Raw genomic sequence first — 15,448 nt, 5'->3', positions numbered from 1 at the left:
GCGCCATTATTTGCTGGCGATCGCGCTGCTGCGGTAGGCCGGCAGTTTCTCCACGCTGACGCCCTTGCTGCGCGCGTACAGCGGCAACACCTGGCCCATGTGGCTCTGCATGATGTCGATGCGGTCGGCGCCGGACGGATGGGTCGACATGAAGGCCGGCGGCGCGCTCTTGTTCAGCGAGCCCATTTTTTGCCACAGCACGATGCCGGCGCGCGGGTCGAAGCCGGCGCGCGCGGCCAGGTCCAGCCCGACCAGGTCGGCTTCGCGCTCGTCGTCGCGCGAGTAATGCAGGCTCAAACCCTTGGCCGCCATGTCGGCGACGGTGCCGGTGATGCGCGGGTCGACGCCGAACAGGGCCGCCGCGCCGGCGCCGAGCAAGCGGCTGCCGATCGAGGTGGCGTTGGTTTTGGCGGCCTGGGCGCGGCCGTGCTCGCGCAACGCGTGGGCGATTTCATGGCCCATGACCACCGCCACCTCGTCGTCGCTCAGCTTGAGCGTCGTCAGGATGCCGCTGTAGAACGCGATGCGCCCGCCCGGCATGCAGAAGGCGTTCACCTGCGGCGAGTTGAGCAGGTTGACTTCCCATTTCCACTGCGCCGATTGCTCGTTCCAGCGCGGCGCGTACGGCGTCAGGCGCGCGGCGATGGCGCGCAGGCGCTTCACCTGCGGATGCGCGGCGTCGACCAGCGCGCCCTTTTGCTGCGCCTCGTCTATCATCTCGGCGTACTGGCTTTGCGCCTGCTGGTCCACTTCCTGCTGGTCCTGCAGATTGCGCCACCTCGACAGCGGCTTGACTTCGATACCGTCCTGTACGGACGGCGCTTGCTCGCCCAGCGCCAAACCGGCGCAGGCGGAAAGGCTCAAGAGAACCGTCAGACGTTTTAATGCGATCATTTTTTTTCGTTCCATGGTGCGATTTTAGGTAGCATCATCATCGCAGGAAACGCCAAAACGAAGCACACGATAAAGAACGTGAACCAGCCGGTTTCAGCGACGATATAGCCTACCGATGAATTGATGAAGGTGCGCGGCACCGCCGCCAGGCTGGTGAACAGCGCGTATTGGGTGGCGGTGTAGCGCGGGTCGGTGCTGCGCGACAGGAAGGCGACGAAGGCGGCCGCGCCCAGGCCCAGGCTGGCGAAGGCCTCGAAGCCGATCACCGCGCTGAGTAAGACGGTGTTGGCGCCGGCCTGGGCCAGCCAGGCGAAGCCGAGGATGGCCACCGCCTGCAAGGCGCCGAACACCCACAGGCCGCGGTTGATGCCCAGCTTGACCATCCAGACGCCGCCGACCACGCCGCCGGCCAGGCTGGCCCAGAAGCCGGTGGTGTTGGCGGCCAGGCCGATCTGCGTCATCGTGAAACCGAGGTCGAGGTAGAACTTGGTGGCCAGCGCGGTGGCCATGCTGTCGCCGATCTTATACAGCAGCACGAAGGCGAGTATCCACAGGGCGTGGCGCCAGCCGTCGCGGGCGATGAATTCCTTGAACGGCAGGATGATGGCGTCCTTCATCGTCTTCGGCGGCGCGCCGTAGACGGCCGGCTCCTTGATCAGCAGCGTGCACAGCAGCCCCGGCAGCATAAACGCCGCCGTGATCCAGAACACCGGCTGCCACGGCATGCGGTCGGCCAGCACCAGCGCCAGCGCGCCCGGCACCATGCCGGACACCTTGTAGGCGTTGACGATGACGGCGGCGCCCAGGCCCTGCTCGTTGTCGGAGAGGATCTCGCGGCGGTAGGCGTCGATGACGATGTCCTGGCTGGCCGACAGGAAGGCCACGCCGGCTGCCGCCAGCGCGATCGGGCCGATCTGGGTCAGCGGGTCGAGCATGCCCATGCAGCCGATCGCCACGAACAGCGCGGCCTGGGTCAGCGCCATCCAGCCGCGGCGCCGCCCCAGCGAGCCAAAGCTGAAGCGGTCCATCAGCGGCGCCCACAGGAATTTCCAGATGTAGGGGAACTGCACCAGCGCGAACAAGCCTAGCGCCTTGACGTTCAGGCCGGACTTGGCCAGCCACGCCTGCAGCAGGTACAGCAGGATGAACAGCGGCAGGCCCGAACTGAAACCAAGCACCAGCACCGTCAGCATGCGCGTGTTCAGGTAGTCCCGCCACGCCGCGCCCTTGGTCCGCCGCGACATCAGTGGAGCGCTTTTTTACGCAGCCGGAACACCGCCATGCTGCCGCGCAGGCTGGGCAGGAAGGTCACCGGCTTGCCGTCGGCGCCCAGCGCGACGCATTCGAGCACCTCCAGGCCGACCTGGTTGGCCAGTTCCTCGAAGTCGGAGATGGTGGCGCAGCGCAGGTTGGGCGTGTCGTACCACTGGTAGGGCAGCGATTTCGACACCGGCATGCGCCCGCGCAGCAGCGCGGCGCGGTGCGGCCAGTAGGCGAAGTTGGGGAAGGAGACGATGGCCTCGGCGCCGACCCGCACGATGTCGCGCAGCAGGTCCTCGACGTGCTTCATCATTTGCAGCGAGGACAGGCACAACACCGTGTCGAAGCTGTTGTCGCCGAACACGGCCAGGCCCTTCTCCATGTCCTGCTGGATCACGTTGACGCCGCGGCGGGTGCTGGCGAGCACCTTGTCGTCGGCGATTTCGATGCCGTAGCCGCTGCAGGCCTTGTCGCTTTGCAGGTACTGCAGCATGACGCCGTCGCCGCAGCCGACGTCGAGCACGTGGGCCTTGTTCGGCACCCAGTGGGCGATAAAGGCGAGGTCGGGGCGCAGCGCGCTCAAGTCGTCGAAGTTCATGCGTATTCCTTGTTGCCGTGCTTGGCGGTCGGTGCGGTGTGCGGCAGGGCGGCGCCTTCGGCCCAGACCTGCTCGTAATAGGCGCGCACCATGTTCATGTAGCGCTGGTCCTCCAGCAGGAAGGCGTCGTGGCCGTGCGGCGCGTCGATTTCGGCGTAGGTCACCTGGCGCCGGTTGCTCACCAGCGCCTGGACGATTTCGCGGCTGCGCTCGGGCGAAAAGCGCCAGTCGGTCGAGAACGAGGCCAGGAAGAACTTGGCCCGGGTGTGCGCCAGCGCCGCCGCCAGGTCGCCGTCGTGGGCGCGCGCCGGGTCGAAGTAGTCGAGCGCCTTGGTGATCAACAGGTAGGTGTTGGCGTCGAAGTACTCGGAGAACTTGTCGCCCTGGTAGCGCAGGTAGGACTCGATCTCGAAGTCGATGCCGAAGCCGAACTTGTAGTTGCCGGTCTGGGCGGCGTCGCGCAGCTTGCGGCCGAATTTTTCGGCCATGTCGTCGTTCGACAGGTAGGTGATGTGGCCGACCATGCGCGCCACCCGCAGGCCGTTCTTCGGCACCACGCCGTGGGCGTAAAAGTCGCCGCCGTGGTAGTCCGGGTCCGACAGGATGGCCTGGCGGGCGACGTCGTTGAAGGCGATGTTCTGCGCCGACAGCTTGGCGGTGGAGGCGATGACGACGCAGTGGCGCAGCCGCGCCGGGAACATGATGCTCCAGGCCAGCGCCTGCATGCCGCCCAGCGAGCCGCCCATGACGGCGGCGAACTGGTCGATGCCGAGGGCGTCGGCCAGGCGCGACTGCGACACCACCCAGTCCTCCACCGTCACCACCGGGAAGGCGGCGCCGTAGGGTTTGCCGGTGGCCGGGTTGCTGTGCATCGGCCCGGTCGAGCCGAAGCAGGAGCCGAGGTTGTTGACGCCGATGACGAAGAACTTGTCGGTGTCGAGCGGCTTGCCGGGGCCGACCATGTTGTCCCACCAGCCGAGGCTTTTCGGCTGGTCGGCGTAGACCCCGGCCACGTGGTGCGAGGCGTTCAGCGCGTGGCACACCAGCACGGCGTTCGACTTGTCGGCGTTGAGGGTGCCATAGGTTTCGTACATCAACATGTAGTCGTGCAGCGTGGCTCCGCTTTGCAACAGCAGTGGTTGCGCAAACTGCATAGTCTGCGGCGATACGATTCCAATGGAGGCCATGTGCTTGTACTTGTCAACGTTAAAAATGGGGTGGAAAGAAAGGCCGGGGCGCCGCCGCGGAGCCCGGCGCCCGGGCTCCGCATGGCAATCTTACATCACCTGCAACTGGCGGACCGCCTCGGCGATGACATTTGGCTCCATCGAGCGCAAAATTTTCCGCGTGCGCGGCGTAATCAGGCCCAGGTCGCTGTTGAGGATTTCCTGCTTGACCGCCAGCAGCTGCGCCGGATGCATCGAGAATTCGCGCAGGCCCATGCCCAGCAGCAGGCGCGTGAGCTTGACGTCGCCCGCCATCTCGCCGCAGACGGCGACGTCGATGCCGGCCTTGTGGCCGGCCGTGATGGTCATCGAGATCAGTTGCAGCACCGCCGGGTGGAGCGGGTTGTACAGGTGCGCGACCTCGTAGTCGACCCGGTCGATCGCCAGCGTGTACTGGATCAGGTCGTTGGTGCCGATCGACAGGAAGTCCATGCGCTTGACGAACATCGGCAGCGCCAGCGCCGCCGCCGGGATCTCGATCATGGCGCCGACGTCGACGTCGGCGTCGAACTTGATGTTGGCCTCGCGCAGCTCGGCCTTGGCCTGGGCGATCATCGCCAGCGACTGGTCGATCTCGAAGGCGTGCGCCAGCATCGGGATCAGGATGCGCACCTTGCCGAAGGCCGAGGCGCGCAGGATCGCCCGCAACTGGGTCAGGAAGATCTGCGGCTCGGCCAGGCAGTAGCGGATCGCCCGCAGCCCCAGCGCCGGGTTCAGCGCGGTGTGGTCGGACTGGTCGAGCGGCTTGTCGGCGCCGATGTCGAGCGTGCGGATGGTCACCGGCCGGCCCTTCATCGACACCACCGTCTGGCGGTAGGCCTCGAACTGCTCGTCCTCGGACGGGATCTTGTGGCCGCGCCCCATGAACAGGAACTCCGAGCGGAACAGGCCGATGCCGCTGGCGCCGGACTCCATCGCCACCGCGCAGTCGTCCGGCAGCTCGATGTTGGCCAGCAGCGTGATCGGCGTGCCGCACCTGGTCACGGCCGGGGTTTTCTTCAGCTTGTTGAGCTTCTTGCGGGCGCGCTGCATGGCGTTCTGCCGCTCGCGGTACTGCTCCAGCACCAGCGCGCTGGGGTTGGCGATGACGACGCCGGCGTCGCCGTCGATGATCAGCCAGTCGTCCTGCTCGATCAGCGTCGAGGCCTGCGACATGCCGACCGCGGCCGGTATGTCGAGGCTGCGCGCGACGATCGCCGTGTGCGAGTTCTGGCCGCCGACGTCGGTGACGAAGCCGATGAAGGAGCGGTCGCGGAACTGCAGCATGTCGGCCGGCGAAATGTCGTGGGCGACGACGATCATCTGCGCCTGGAACGGGTCGTCGCCGGCCCTGGCAGACGGCAGCGGCTCGCTGCCCAACAGCACCTTGAGGACGCGCTCGGCCACCTGCTGGATGTCGGCCTTGCGCTCGCGCAGGTAGGGGTCTTCGATCTCGTCGAACTGCGCCGATAGCTCGTCGATCTGCGTCAGCAGGGCCCACTCGGCGTTGTAGTGGCGCGAGCGGATGATGTCCAGCGGCGCTTCGGATATGAGCGGGTCCGAGAGGATCAGCGCGTGCACGTCGATGAAGGCGCCCAGTTCGGTCGGGGCGTCCTTCGGCAGCTCGTTCCACAGCGTCTGCAATTCCTTGTGCACCTCGGCCAGCGCGTGCCGCAGGCGGCGCTCCTCGGCCTCCAGCAGCTCCTCGGCGACCAGGTAGTGCTTGACGTCGAGCGCGGCCGGCGCCAGCAGGTGGGCGCGGCCGATGGCGATGCCGCGCGAGACCGGAATGCCGTGCAAGGTGAAGGACGCCATCGGCGGACCTGTCGGGATGCGGGTGTGGCTGCGGTCGGAAGGCATTACTCGCCTTCGCCGAACCTGTCGTTGATCAGCGCGGCGAGGGCGGCGACGCAGGGACCCTCGTCCGCGCCCTCGGCCTCCAGCGTCACCTTGGCGCCCTTGCCGGCGGCCAGCATCATCACCCCCATGATGGACTTGGCGTTGATGCGGCGCGAGTTGCGGGTCAGCCAGACATCGCTCTGGAACTTGGCGGCCAGTTGCGTGAACTTGGCCGAGGCGCGCGCGTGCAGACCCAGCTTGTTGATGATTTCGAGTTCTTGTTGAATCATTTTTATATTGTCTCAGTCGCAGTTATAAGGCGCTACTTTCACTCCGGGGGATTGCCCCTCGGGTCCCCCCCTAATTCTCGCCGACGCGGATGCGGTTGTCGACCCTTACCGCGCCGCTTTGCGCGCCGGCCAGCGCCATCTCCACCACCACGTCGAGCGTGTCGCGGCGGTAGGTGATGGCGCGCAGCAGCATCGGCAGGCTGATTCCGGCGATCACCTCGACCTGGCCGACGTCGTGCAGCTTGTTGCAGCAGTTGGCCGGCGTGCCGCCCTTGATGTCGGTCATGACCAGCACGCCGCCGCCGTCGTCGAGGCGGCGGATGGCTTCCTGCGCCAGCGCCTGCACCTCCAGTAGGTCCTGGTCGGCGGTGACGTCGATCGCCTCCAGGCGCTCGGTCGGGCCGCGGAACACGTGGGCGCAGGCGGCCACGAAGGCCTGGCCCAGCGGCGCGTGCGTCATCAGCAGAATGCCGACCATCTCAGCGCCCCGCCACGCCGCGCTCGACGGCGTCGATGAACATCGCGGCGACGTCGAAACCGGTCTGCTGCCCGATCTCTTGGAAGCAGGTCGGGCTGGTGACGTTGATTTCGGTGAGGTAGTCGCCGATCACGTCCAATCCTACCAGCATCAGGCCGCGCGCCGCCAGTATCGGCCCCAGCGTTTCGGCGATTTCCAGGTCGCGCGCCGTCAAGGGCTGCGCCACGCCGACGCCGCCGGCGGCCAGGTTGCCGCGCACTTCGCCGCCCTGCGGGATGCGCGCCAGCGAAAACGGCACCGGCTTGCCGCCGATGACCAGGATGCGCTTGTCGCCCTTGGCGATCTCCGGGATGAAGCGCTGCGCCATGATGGTGCGGGCGCCGTTGTCGCTCAGCGTCTCGATGATCGCGCCCAGGTTCAGGGCGTCGGACTTGACGCGGAAGATGCCGGTGCCGCCCATGCCGTCGAGCGGCTTGAAGATGACGTCCTGGTGGCGCGCGTGGAAGGCGCGCAGGCGCGCCTCGCTGGAAGTGACCAGGGTCGGCGAGGTGAACTGCGAAAACTGCGCGATCGACAGTTTTTCATTGTTGTCGCGGATCGCCGACGGCTTGTTGAAGACGTGCGCGCCCTGCTTCTCGGCCAGCTCCAGCAGATAGGTGCCGTAGACGTACTCCATGTCGAAGGGCGGGTCCTTGCGTTCGATGATGGCGTCGAACTCGCCCAGCGGGGTCTCGTGGCGCACGTCGGCGCGGAACCAGTCGTCGGCCTCGCCGGTCAGGGTGATGCGCGCGACGTTGGCGCTGACCACGCCCTCGTCGAGCGCCATGTCCTTCTGCTCGAACGCGTACACCGCGTGGCCGCGGCGGGACGCTTCGACCATCATCGCGTAGGTGGTGTCTTTGTAAGTCTTAAAGCCTGCCAGCGGATCGGCGAGGAATGCGATTTTCATGGTCGGGTCCAAATGAGGTAATGCCTGATTCTAGCCGAGATTGGCGGCGCCGGTCCGGTCGAGCCCGCTTTGCGGCCACGCGCCGGCCGCCGCCGCCAAACCGGGGGCGCGGAGCCGGGCTCGCGCCTACGGTTCAGTAGACTTCCGGATTCGGATCGGTGCGCTCCATCTCCAGCGACGCCGCCAGCAGCGCCAGCCGCGCCACCACGCCGTAGACATAGAAGCGGTTCGGCGCGGCGGTGCCCGGCTTGGCCTTCAAATCCGGCACCGCGTGCTGCTGCGCGAACGCCAGCGGCACGAACTGCGAACCGGGCGCGTTCAGGTTCTGGTCGACGCCGCGCTCGGCGTGCACGCGGTAGAAGCCGCCCACCACGTAGCGGTCGATCATGTACACCACCGGCTCGGCCACCGCCTCCTTGATGCTCTCGAAGGTCGGCACGCCCTCCTGGATAATGACGTCGGTGACCACCTTGCCGTCCTTGATGACGGACATCTTGTTGCGCTGCTTGCGGGTCAGGTCGCGCACCTCGCTGGCGTCCTTCACCGTCATGATGCCCATGCCGTAGGTGCCGGCGTCCGGCTTGACGATGACGAAAGGCTTTTCCTTGATGCCGTATTCCTTGTACTTCTTGCGGATCTTCGCCAGCAGCACGTCCACGTTGGCCGCCAGGCAATCCTCGCCCTCGCCTTCCTGGAAATTGATGTCGCTGCATTTGCTGTGGAAGGGGTTCAGCATCCACGGGTCGACGTCGATCATCTTGCCGAATTTCTTCGCCACCTCGTCGTAGGCGGCGAAGTGGTTACTCTTGCGGCGCACCGCCCAGCCCGCGTGCAGCGGCGGCAGCAGGCTTTGCTCGTGAATGTTTTGCAAGATATCCGGGATACCGGCCGACAAGTCGTTGTTCAGCAAAATCGTGCAGGGATCGAAATCCTTCAAGCCCAGGCGCCGGCCGTTGTTCAGGCGCACCAGCGGCTCGATCACCAGCATGTTGCCGTCCGGCAGAGCCAACGGCGTCGGCTGGGTGATTTCCGGGTCCAGCGTGCCCAGGCGCACGTGCAGCCCGGTCTGGCGGAAGATCTGCATCAGGCGCGCGACGTTTTGCAGGTAGAAGGGATTGCGGGTATGGCTCTCCGGGATCATCAACAGGTTGCGCGCGTCGGGGCAATACTTGTCGATCGCCGCCATGGCCGCCTGCACCGACAGCGGCAGCATTTCGGTGGCCAGGTTGTTGAAGCCGCCGGGGAACAGATTGGTGTCGACCGGGGCCAGCTTGTAGCCGGCGTTGCGCAAATCGACCGAGCAATAAAACGGCGGCGTGTGCTCTTGCCACTCCATGCGGAACCAGCGCTCAATGGCCGGCGTCGCGGCCAGGATTTTCTTTTCAAGGTCGAGCAGAGGTCCGGTCAGGGCCGTGACGAGGTGGGGAACCATGGTGACATCCTTAAATTATGTGCCGGCATCAAAAAAGCACATAGCGCTGTCTATATTACCGTGCAAGTACCCCAAATCGGGGCAAAACCCTTGTTTTAAAGTCCCGCAATGCAAAAAGGCGCCCGCTGGGGGCGCCTTGGCCGGCCCGCTTGCGCGGGCACGTGCACAATCGACAATCAGGAATGGTAAGCGGACTCGCCGTGGCTGGTGATGTCCAGGCCTTCGCGCTCCTCTTCTTCCGGCACGCGCAGGCCGATGACCACGTCGACCAGCTTGTAGGCGATGACCGAAACCAGCGCCGACCAGACGATCGTGGTGCCGACCGCCTGCGCCTGGATCCAGACCTGGTTGCCAATCGAATAAGCGTCGGCCGACATCTTGTTGGCGACGTAGTCGAACACGCCCTGGCCGCCCAGTTGTGGCGCGGCAAACACGCCGGTCAGCAAGGCCCCCAGGATACCGCCGACGCCATGCACGCCGAACACGTCCAGCGAGTCGTCGGCGCCGATCAGGCGTTTCAAACCATTCACACCCCACAGGCAGATCATACCAGCGAGCAAGCCCATGAACAATGCGCCCATCGGCCCGACGTAGCCGCAGGCCGGGGTGATCGCCACCAGGCCGGCGACGGCGCCGGAGGCGCCACCGAGCATCGATGGCTTGCCTTTGGAGATCCACTCGCCGAACACCCACGACACGGTGGCCGCGGCGGTGGCCAGCAAGGTGTTGATGAAGGCCAGGCCGGCGATGTCGTTCGCTTCCAGCGCCGAGCCGGCGTTGAAACCGAACCAGCCGACCCACAGCAGCGAGGCGCCGACCATGGTCATGGTCAGCGAGTGCGGCGCCATCGATTCGCGGCCGTAACCGACGCGCTTGCCGATCATGATCGCGCCGACCAGGCCGGCCACGGCGGCGTTGATATGCACCACGGTGCCGCCGGCGAAGTCGAGCGCGCCTTTTTTCCAGATCCAACCGGCCTTGGCCGTTTCGGCGGCCAGCGTGGCGGCGTCTTTGATCGCGTCGGGGCCGGTCCAGAACCAGACCATATGGGCCACCGGCAGGTAAGAGAAGGTGAACCACAGCACCACGAAGGCCAGCACGGCGGCGAACTTGGCGCGCTCGGCGAAGGCGCCGACGATCAGGCCGCAGGTAATGGCGGCGAACGTGCCTTGGAACGCGACAAACACGAATTCGGGAATGACGACGCCCTTGCTGAAAGTGGCGGCCGAGGCGAAGGTGCCGGCGGCCGGGTCCCAGATGCCGTTCAGGAACAGGCGGCCGAAACCGCCGAAGAACGAGCCGCCCTCGGTGAACGCCAGCGAGTAGCCGTACAGGCACCACAGCACGATGATCAGGGCGAAGACCATGAACACTTGCATCAGCACCGACAGCATGTTTTTCGCGCGCACCAGGCCGCCGTAGAACAGCGCCAGGCCGGGAATGGTCATCAGGATCACCAGCAAGGTCGCCACCATCATCCAGGCGGTGTCGCCCTTGTTGGCGACGGGTGCGGCGGCCGGCGCGGCAGGGGCGGCCGGTGCCGCCGCGGCGGCGGCCGGTGCGGCTGCGGCGGCGGCAACCGGCGCGGAGGCGGGCTCCGCAGCTGGCGCGGCAGCCGGCGCGGCCACGGCGGCCGTGGCCACCGGTTCAACTTTTGCAGCGGTCTCGTCGGCGGCAAAGCTCGGGATCGCGACGCTGCAAGCAAACAGGACAGCAATCCCGGCTAACCATTTTGTTATATTTTTATTCATCTATATTCCCCTTGCCTTAGAGTGCTTCGTTGCCGGTTTCACCGGTGCGGATACGGATGACTTGTTCCAGGTTATACACGAAGATTTTGCCGTCGCCGATCTTGCCGGTGCGGGCCGCGGTCTCGATGGCTTCAATTGCCTGGTCGACGATGGCGTCGTCGACGGCCGCTTCGATTTTGGTTTTAGGCAGGAAATCGACGACGTATTCGGCGCCGCGATACAGCTCGGTATGTCCTTTTTGGCGGCCGAAACCTTTTACTTCGGTAACCGTGATGCCTTGCACGTTAATCGCCGACAAGGCTTCGCGCACCTCGTCGAGTTTGAACGGTTTGATAATGGCGGTGATCATTTTCATGCTGGCCTCGCTTAGAAAGTTTTGGAAACGGTCAGGACGAGACCGGTTTTAGCCGTGTTTTTGCCGTTCGGCGCGGGCACCTCGATATCGGCCTTCACCGCGGCCAGCGCGACGGTGACGACGCCGAAGTCCTTGGTCACGCCGATTTTGTAGTCGTTATAGCTGGCCGCACCGTTGTGTCTGACTTCCTGGTGGCCGGCGTGCAGATTCAACATATATCCTTGGGCGACGTCGTAGTTCAGGCCGATGTCGAAGTAGCCGCTTTGTTTGCTGTCGGAAAAGCCGAACAAATTCGTCGTCGACACCGAGTATTTGGCGTAGGCCGGACCGAAACCGATTTGGCCGTAGACCTCGAAGGTGTTGGCGCTCGGGTTCAGGTCGTTCGACGGGTAGAAGTAGTACAGGCCACCGACGTCGTAGCTGACGTCCTTGGCGATTTCACCGCGCTTGCCGCCATACAGGTCAATCTCGATATCGCTGCCGCCCTTCGCGTCCTTGATCCATTTGATGTTCGACGCCCACACGCCGGCGTACAGGCCGGTTGGATTGTTGACGTAGTCGGCGCCGCCCTGCAGCGCCGGCTGCAAGCGGGTTTGCGAGACGCCGCGGAAACGGTAATCGCTGGTCACGGCCACGTTGTAACTGACGGCGTGCTCCGGCGTCGCCGCATCTTCGGCGTGGGCAACGGTCCCGATGGCGCTCATTGCAAGGGTCAACGCGGCAGCTAGAGTCAGGTTCGTGGTCAGGTTTTTCATAACGATTTCCTTTTGATTGAACTTTAATGGCGGTTGGGGTTTAAAATCTGGGATGAGGCTCAAAATGCTGTCAGTAACCTCATTAGCAGAATGCGTGCCAGCAGCCGCCGCTGCCCGTTATGGACATTTCAACCCTGGCGTGCCCCGTTTTCGCCAGGTCGCACAGAACCGCAAGCGTGCCGCGTTATCACATTAGCCAGACCCGCACCAATTTAACGCCGGGGGCGCACCGCAATGGTGCGACGCGCCTGCCAGCCACAAAGGATACCCATGGATATGAACAACTTCTTCACCGACTTACAGAGCAAGATCAACCAAGCGATAGAAAACTCGCCGGCCAAAGACATAGAAAAGAACGTCAAATCGATGATGACCCAGGGTTTCTCCAAGCTCGACCTGGTGACGCGCGAGGAATTCGACATCCAGGCGCAAGTGCTGGCCAAGACCCGCGCCAAACTCGACGCGCTGGAAACGCGCGTGGCCGAACTGGAAGCGCGCCTGCCGCCGGTCCTGTCGAAAGACGCGTAAGCCCCGCATAGCGTTAAGTTAGCGTGTCGTAGGTCGGATTAGCGAAGCCTAATCCGACAATGTTGGCCGGAGCGAGACGCGCTGCTCCAGGCCAACGACGTTGTCGGGTTACGCCCTGGCGGGCTAACCCGACCTACAAAACCCGGCTCCAGCCTAACGCGTTTGGTCACATCCCTCCCCGCTCCAGCCGTCTATACACGCCAGGTTTGGTCGCCCTCAAAGCGCCCCCTGCAAAACCCCTTACGATCCCAGTAACGCCGATCCCCAGCCGCAAGGAAAACCATGAGCCTCGCCGTGTTGAAAAGCCGCGCCCTGGCCGGTATGGACGCGCCTGAAGTGAACGTCGAAGTCCACCTGGCCAACGGTTTGCCGTCGTTTACCATCGTTGGCCTGCCCGATACCGAAGTGAAGGAATCGCGCGACCGGGTCCGCGCGGCGCTGCAAAACGGCGGCTTCGACATGCCGAACCGGCGCATCACCGTCAACCTCGCCCCGGCCGACCTGCCGAAGGAATCGGGGCGCTTCGACCTGCCGATCGCGCTGGGCATTCTGGCCGCCTCCGGCCAGATCCCGGGGGGGCGCCTGAACCAATACGAATTTGCCGGCGAACTATCGCTGTCGGGCCAACTGCGGCCCATCCGCGGCGCGCTGGCGATGACCTTCGCCATGCAGCGCAGCGCCGACGGCAAACCGCGCGCCTTCATCCTGCCGCTGGCCAACGCCGACGAGGCGGCGCTGGTCAAGGACGCCGCCATTTACCCCGCCAGCACGCTGCTACAGGTGTGCGCGCACTTCGCCGCGCGCGATCCGGCCGCCGCGCTGCAACGCCACAGCGCCCGCCTGCCGGACACGCAGTTCGCCTACCCCGACTTCGCCGACGTGAAAGGCCAGCGCCAGGCCAAGCGCGCGCTGGAGGTGGCGGCCGCCGGCGCCCACAGCATCATCCTGATCGGCCCGCCGGGCGCCGGCAAGACCATGTTGGCGCTGCGCTTTGGCGGCTTATTGCCGCCGATGACGGACGAGGAGGCGCTCGAATCGGCCGCCGTGCAATCGCTGACGGGCGGCTTCAACGCCGGCAATTGGAAGCGCCGGCCATTCCGCGCGCCGCACCACACCGCGTCCGGCGTCGCCCTGGTCGGCGGCGGCAGCGTGCCGCGTCCGGGTGAAATTTCGCTGGCCCATTGCGGCATCCTGTTTCTCGACGAACTGCCAGAATTCGACCGGCGCGTGCTGGAGGTGTTGCGCCAGCCGCTGGAATCCGGTCGCATCACCATTTCGCGCGCGGCGCACCAGTCCGACTTTCCGGCGCGCTTCCAACTGATCGCGGCGATGAACCCCTGCCCCTGCGGCTTCCTGGGCCAGTCGGACCGCTGCCGTTGCACAACCGAATCCGTGCTGCGCTACCAGGGCCGCATCTCCGGCCCCCTGCTCGACCGCATCGACATGCAGATCGAAGTGGCGGCCATGCCGCCCGCCTCGCTGAGCGCGGCGGCCGACGGTGAAAGCTCGGCCGATGTCGCCCAGCGCGTCGCGCTGGCGTTCCAGCTGCAACTGGCGCGCCAGGGCAAAGCCAACCAGCACCTGGTGGCGCGCGAAATCGACCGGCATTGCCAGCTCGACGACGAAGGCGAACAATTGCTGCGCACGGCGATGCTGCGGCTGCGCTGGTCGGCGCGCGCCTACCACCGCGTGCTGAAGGTGGCGCGCAGCATCGCCGACCTGGCCGGCGCGCCGGCCATCGCGCCGCAGCACGTCGCCGAAGCGATCCAATATCGCCGCGCCTTGCGCGAACGCTGACAGCGGCGCGTGCGCGATTGCCTCGCGCCGGCCCGGCTGCTACCATTTGCCCATGCTAAAAAAAACCATCCCCACCGTGCTGGGCACGCTAGTTGCCGTCTGCGGCTTGTCAGCCTGCAGCCCTAAATTCGACTGGCGCGACTACCGCAGCCCGGACGCGAGCTATTCCGCCCTCTTTCCAGCCAAACCGGCAAGCTTCACCCGCGAAGTGGACCTCAACGGTGTGAAAGCGAACATGACCATGACCGCCGCCGAGATCGACGGCACCACCTTTGCCATCGGCAGCGCCGACATGGCCGACGCCGCCAAGGCCAAGGCCGCGCTGGCGGCAATGAAAACGGCGATGGTCAAGAACATCGGCGGCACCGTGAAAAGCGAAAAGGCATCGTCGGCGGCCAGCAGCAGCAACGGTGCATCCAGCCAGAAATCATCGATTGAGATTGAAGCGAATGGCATGCAAAACGGCACGCCCATGCTGCTGGTCGGGCGCTTTGCGGCCCAAGATAAGCGCGTCTATCAAATCATCGTGCTGGGCAAGGAAAAACACCTTGATCGCGACAGCGTCGAAACCTTCATGAGTTCGGTCAAACTGCACTGAAACGGCGGCCGCACGTTTGAAGCGCCACCGCTAAAGCTGAAACAGGCGAACGTGATATTGTTGGCAAACTAAATAACAGTTTCAGAAAGCACTTATGTTGATCACTTTCAAATCCAAATCGTCGGCCGACGTGCTGATGTTGCAAGACAACGCTCAACCCATCCTGGACCTGCTGCATAAGAGCCCGGCGCGCGGCATTATCACCGCGGCGGAAGCGGCAGGCGCAATGGCGACGCTGGAGCAAGAAGTCGTGGCAAGCCGCCAGCGCCAGGAGCCTGCGGCCGATACCAGCGCGGTGGAAAAAGAAGATGACGACAAGCTGGAAGAAGCCAAGGTACAGCGGGTGGATTTCGGCGCCCGCGCCTTTCCGCTGATGGAAATGCTGCGTTCGGCCAGCGCCAACGGCAACGATATCGTCTGGGGCGTTTGAAGTAAGTTGAATCAGTAGCGGACCAAGCCCTTCGTTAGCTAGAAGGGCTTTTTTTACATCTGCGAAGCGAAACCAAAAGCAAGGGCCGGGGTCTGACCCCAGGTTTGCTTCTGGTTTAACGCCGACAAAAACGCGGACGGAAAAAAACCCCACCGGCGCCCAGCGCGATTTTGAGCGCGCTGGGGCTGGTGGGGTTTTTTAATATAACAAGCCTGACGATAACCTACTTTCACACTGGTTGCAGCACTATCATCGGCGCAAAATTGTTTCACGGTCCTGTTCGGGATGG

The 15,448-nt window shown here is 64.7% G+C and carries 17 protein-coding genes; 4 read left to right on the top strand and 13 right to left on the bottom strand.

Going from position 1 to position 15,448, the window contains the following annotated elements; translation table 11 throughout:
• Nucleotides 1-6 precede the first annotated feature (6 nt).
• The 12 genes from ACFDR9_RS16500 to ACFDR9_RS16445 form a co-directional block, all read right to left on the bottom strand.
• Nucleotides 7-894, bottom strand: coding sequence for a M48 family metallopeptidase (locus ACFDR9_RS16500; RefSeq protein WP_409031704.1), 888 nt, complete (start codon nt 892-894; stop codon nt 7-9).
• Nucleotides 891-2,138, bottom strand: a complete 1,248-nt coding sequence (locus ACFDR9_RS16495; protein WP_017877642.1) for an AmpG family muropeptide MFS transporter — start codon at nt 2,136-2,138, stop codon at nt 891-893. Before ACFDR9_RS16495 ends, ACFDR9_RS16500 begins: the two co-directional genes overlap by 4 nt.
• Nucleotides 2,138-2,752, bottom strand: a complete 615-nt coding sequence (gene metW, locus ACFDR9_RS16490) for a methionine biosynthesis protein MetW (RefSeq protein ID WP_017877643.1) — start codon at nt 2,750-2,752, stop codon at nt 2,138-2,140. Before metW ends, ACFDR9_RS16495 begins: the two co-directional genes overlap by 1 nt.
• A complete protein-coding gene (locus ACFDR9_RS16485) occupies nt 2,749-3,939 on the bottom strand; it encodes a homoserine O-acetyltransferase (RefSeq protein WP_409031703.1) in 1,191 nt (396 codons plus the stop codon). The genes metW and ACFDR9_RS16485 overlap by 4 nt, the downstream gene beginning before the upstream one ends.
• Before the next feature lie 90 nt (nt 3,940-4,029).
• Nucleotides 4,030-5,772 carry a phosphoenolpyruvate--protein phosphotransferase gene (ptsP, locus tag ACFDR9_RS16480; RefSeq protein WP_409031713.1) on the bottom strand — a complete coding sequence of 581 codons (1,743 nt, stop codon included), beginning with the start codon at nt 5,770-5,772 and terminating at the stop codon, nt 4,030-4,032.
• A gap of 44 nt (nt 5,773-5,816) precedes the next feature.
• Nucleotides 5,817-6,086 (bottom strand): HPr family phosphocarrier protein, encoded by a 270-nt coding sequence (locus ACFDR9_RS16475; RefSeq protein ID WP_017877646.1) that lies wholly within the window; start codon nt 6,084-6,086, stop codon nt 5,817-5,819.
• Nucleotides 6,087-6,156: 70 nt separating this feature from the next.
• Entirely contained in the window at nt 6,157-6,564 is a 408-nt protein-coding gene (locus ACFDR9_RS16470) for a PTS sugar transporter subunit IIA (RefSeq protein ID WP_409031702.1), read from the bottom strand.
• 1 nt (nt 6,565) lies between these two features.
• Complete coding sequence (gshB, locus tag ACFDR9_RS16465; protein ID WP_409031701.1) at nt 6,566-7,513, bottom strand: glutathione synthase; 948 nt, start codon at nt 7,511-7,513, stop codon at nt 6,566-6,568.
• Between the two features lie 133 nt (nt 7,514-7,646).
• The gene (gshA, locus tag ACFDR9_RS16460; protein WP_017877649.1) at nt 7,647-8,945 is read right to left on the bottom strand and encodes a glutamate--cysteine ligase; all 1,299 of its coding nucleotides are present in this window, start codon (nt 8,943-8,945) and stop codon (nt 7,647-7,649) included.
• Nucleotides 8,946-9,121: 176 nt separating this feature from the next.
• Nucleotides 9,122-10,696 (bottom strand): ammonium transporter, encoded by a 1,575-nt coding sequence (locus tag ACFDR9_RS16455; RefSeq protein WP_409031700.1) that lies wholly within the window; start codon nt 10,694-10,696, stop codon nt 9,122-9,124.
• Between the two features lie 16 nt (nt 10,697-10,712).
• Nucleotides 10,713-11,051 carry a P-II family nitrogen regulator gene (locus tag ACFDR9_RS16450; protein WP_017877651.1) on the bottom strand — a complete coding sequence of 113 codons (339 nt, stop codon included), beginning with the start codon at nt 11,049-11,051 and terminating at the stop codon, nt 10,713-10,715.
• A gap of 11 nt (nt 11,052-11,062) precedes the next feature.
• Nucleotides 11,063-11,806, bottom strand: a complete 744-nt coding sequence (locus ACFDR9_RS16445) for a TorF family putative porin (RefSeq protein ID WP_409031699.1) — start codon at nt 11,804-11,806, stop codon at nt 11,063-11,065.
• 270 nt (nt 11,807-12,076) lie between these two features.
• Here ACFDR9_RS16445 and ACFDR9_RS16440 point away from each other — a divergent pair, with 270 nt between their 5' ends.
• The 4 genes from ACFDR9_RS16440 to ACFDR9_RS16425 all read left to right on the top strand — a co-directional run bounded on the left by ACFDR9_RS16440 (nt 12,077) and on the right by ACFDR9_RS16425 (nt 15,159).
• Nucleotides 12,077-12,334: an accessory factor UbiK family protein gene (locus tag ACFDR9_RS16440; protein ID WP_017877653.1), complete on the top strand. Its 258-nt coding sequence runs from the start codon at nt 12,077-12,079 to the stop codon at nt 12,332-12,334.
• 282 nt (nt 12,335-12,616) lie between these two features.
• On the top strand, nt 12,617-14,131 hold the full coding sequence (locus tag ACFDR9_RS16435) for a YifB family Mg chelatase-like AAA ATPase (protein ID WP_409031698.1): 1,515 nt from the start codon (nt 12,617-12,619) through the stop codon (nt 14,129-14,131).
• A 52-nt stretch (nt 14,132-14,183) separates the two neighbouring features.
• Entirely contained in the window at nt 14,184-14,729 is a 546-nt protein-coding gene (locus tag ACFDR9_RS16430) for a hypothetical protein (protein ID WP_409031697.1), read from the top strand.
• A 94-nt stretch (nt 14,730-14,823) separates the two neighbouring features.
• A complete protein-coding gene (locus ACFDR9_RS16425) occupies nt 14,824-15,159 on the top strand; it encodes a DUF1840 domain-containing protein (protein ID WP_409031696.1) in 336 nt (111 codons plus the stop codon).
• Nucleotides 15,160-15,212: 53 nt separating this feature from the next.
• Here ACFDR9_RS16425 and ACFDR9_RS16420 read toward each other — a convergent pair.
• A partial coding sequence (locus ACFDR9_RS16420; RefSeq protein WP_409031695.1) for a hypothetical protein occupies nt 15,213-15,448 on the bottom strand: 236 nt, incomplete at its 5' end.

Source organism: Janthinobacterium sp. CG_23.3 (assembly GCF_046115965.1).
Classification (GTDB): domain Bacteria; phylum Pseudomonadota; class Gammaproteobacteria; order Burkholderiales; family Burkholderiaceae_D; genus Janthinobacterium.
Note: the sequence above shows the minus strand (reverse complement) of the source record. Positions and strands in the feature narration are given on the sequence as shown.

Coding starts and splice junctions, on each gene's coding strand:
- ACFDR9_RS16500 (WP_409031704.1), bottom strand. CDS start 894: ATGATCGCATTAAAACGTCTGACGGTTCTCTTGAGCCTTTCCGCCTGC.
- ACFDR9_RS16495 (WP_017877642.1), bottom strand. CDS start 2,138: ATGTCGCGGCGGACCAAGGGCGCGGCGTGGCGGGACTACCTGAACACG.
- metW (WP_017877643.1), bottom strand. CDS start 2,752: ATGAACTTCGACGACTTGAGCGCGCTGCGCCCCGACCTCGCCTTTATC.
- ACFDR9_RS16485 (WP_409031703.1), bottom strand. CDS start 3,939: ATGGCCTCCATTGGAATCGTATCGCCGCAGACTATGCAGTTTGCGCAA.
- ptsP (WP_409031713.1), bottom strand. CDS start 5,772: ATGGCGTCCTTCACCTTGCACGGCATTCCGGTCTCGCGCGGCATCGCC.
- ACFDR9_RS16475 (WP_017877646.1), bottom strand. CDS start 6,086: ATGATTCAACAAGAACTCGAAATCATCAACAAGCTGGGTCTGCACGCG.
- ACFDR9_RS16470 (WP_409031702.1), bottom strand. CDS start 6,564: ATGGTCGGCATTCTGCTGATGACGCACGCGCCGCTGGGCCAGGCCTTC.
- gshB (WP_409031701.1), bottom strand. CDS start 7,513: ATGAAAATCGCATTCCTCGCCGATCCGCTGGCAGGCTTTAAGACTTAC.
- gshA (WP_017877649.1), bottom strand. CDS start 8,945: ATGGTTCCCCACCTCGTCACGGCCCTGACCGGACCTCTGCTCGACCTT.
- ACFDR9_RS16455 (WP_409031700.1), bottom strand. CDS start 10,696: ATGAATAAAAATATAACAAAATGGTTAGCCGGGATTGCTGTCCTGTTT.
- ACFDR9_RS16450 (WP_017877651.1), bottom strand. CDS start 11,051: ATGAAAATGATCACCGCCATTATCAAACCGTTCAAACTCGACGAGGTG.
- ACFDR9_RS16445 (WP_409031699.1), bottom strand. CDS start 11,806: ATGAAAAACCTGACCACGAACCTGACTCTAGCTGCCGCGTTGACCCTT.
- ACFDR9_RS16440 (WP_017877653.1), top strand. CDS start 12,077: ATGGATATGAACAACTTCTTCACCGACTTACAGAGCAAGATCAACCAA.
- ACFDR9_RS16435 (WP_409031698.1), top strand. CDS start 12,617: ATGAGCCTCGCCGTGTTGAAAAGCCGCGCCCTGGCCGGTATGGACGCG.
- ACFDR9_RS16430 (WP_409031697.1), top strand. CDS start 14,184: ATGCTAAAAAAAACCATCCCCACCGTGCTGGGCACGCTAGTTGCCGTC.
- ACFDR9_RS16425 (WP_409031696.1), top strand. CDS start 14,824: ATGTTGATCACTTTCAAATCCAAATCGTCGGCCGACGTGCTGATGTTG.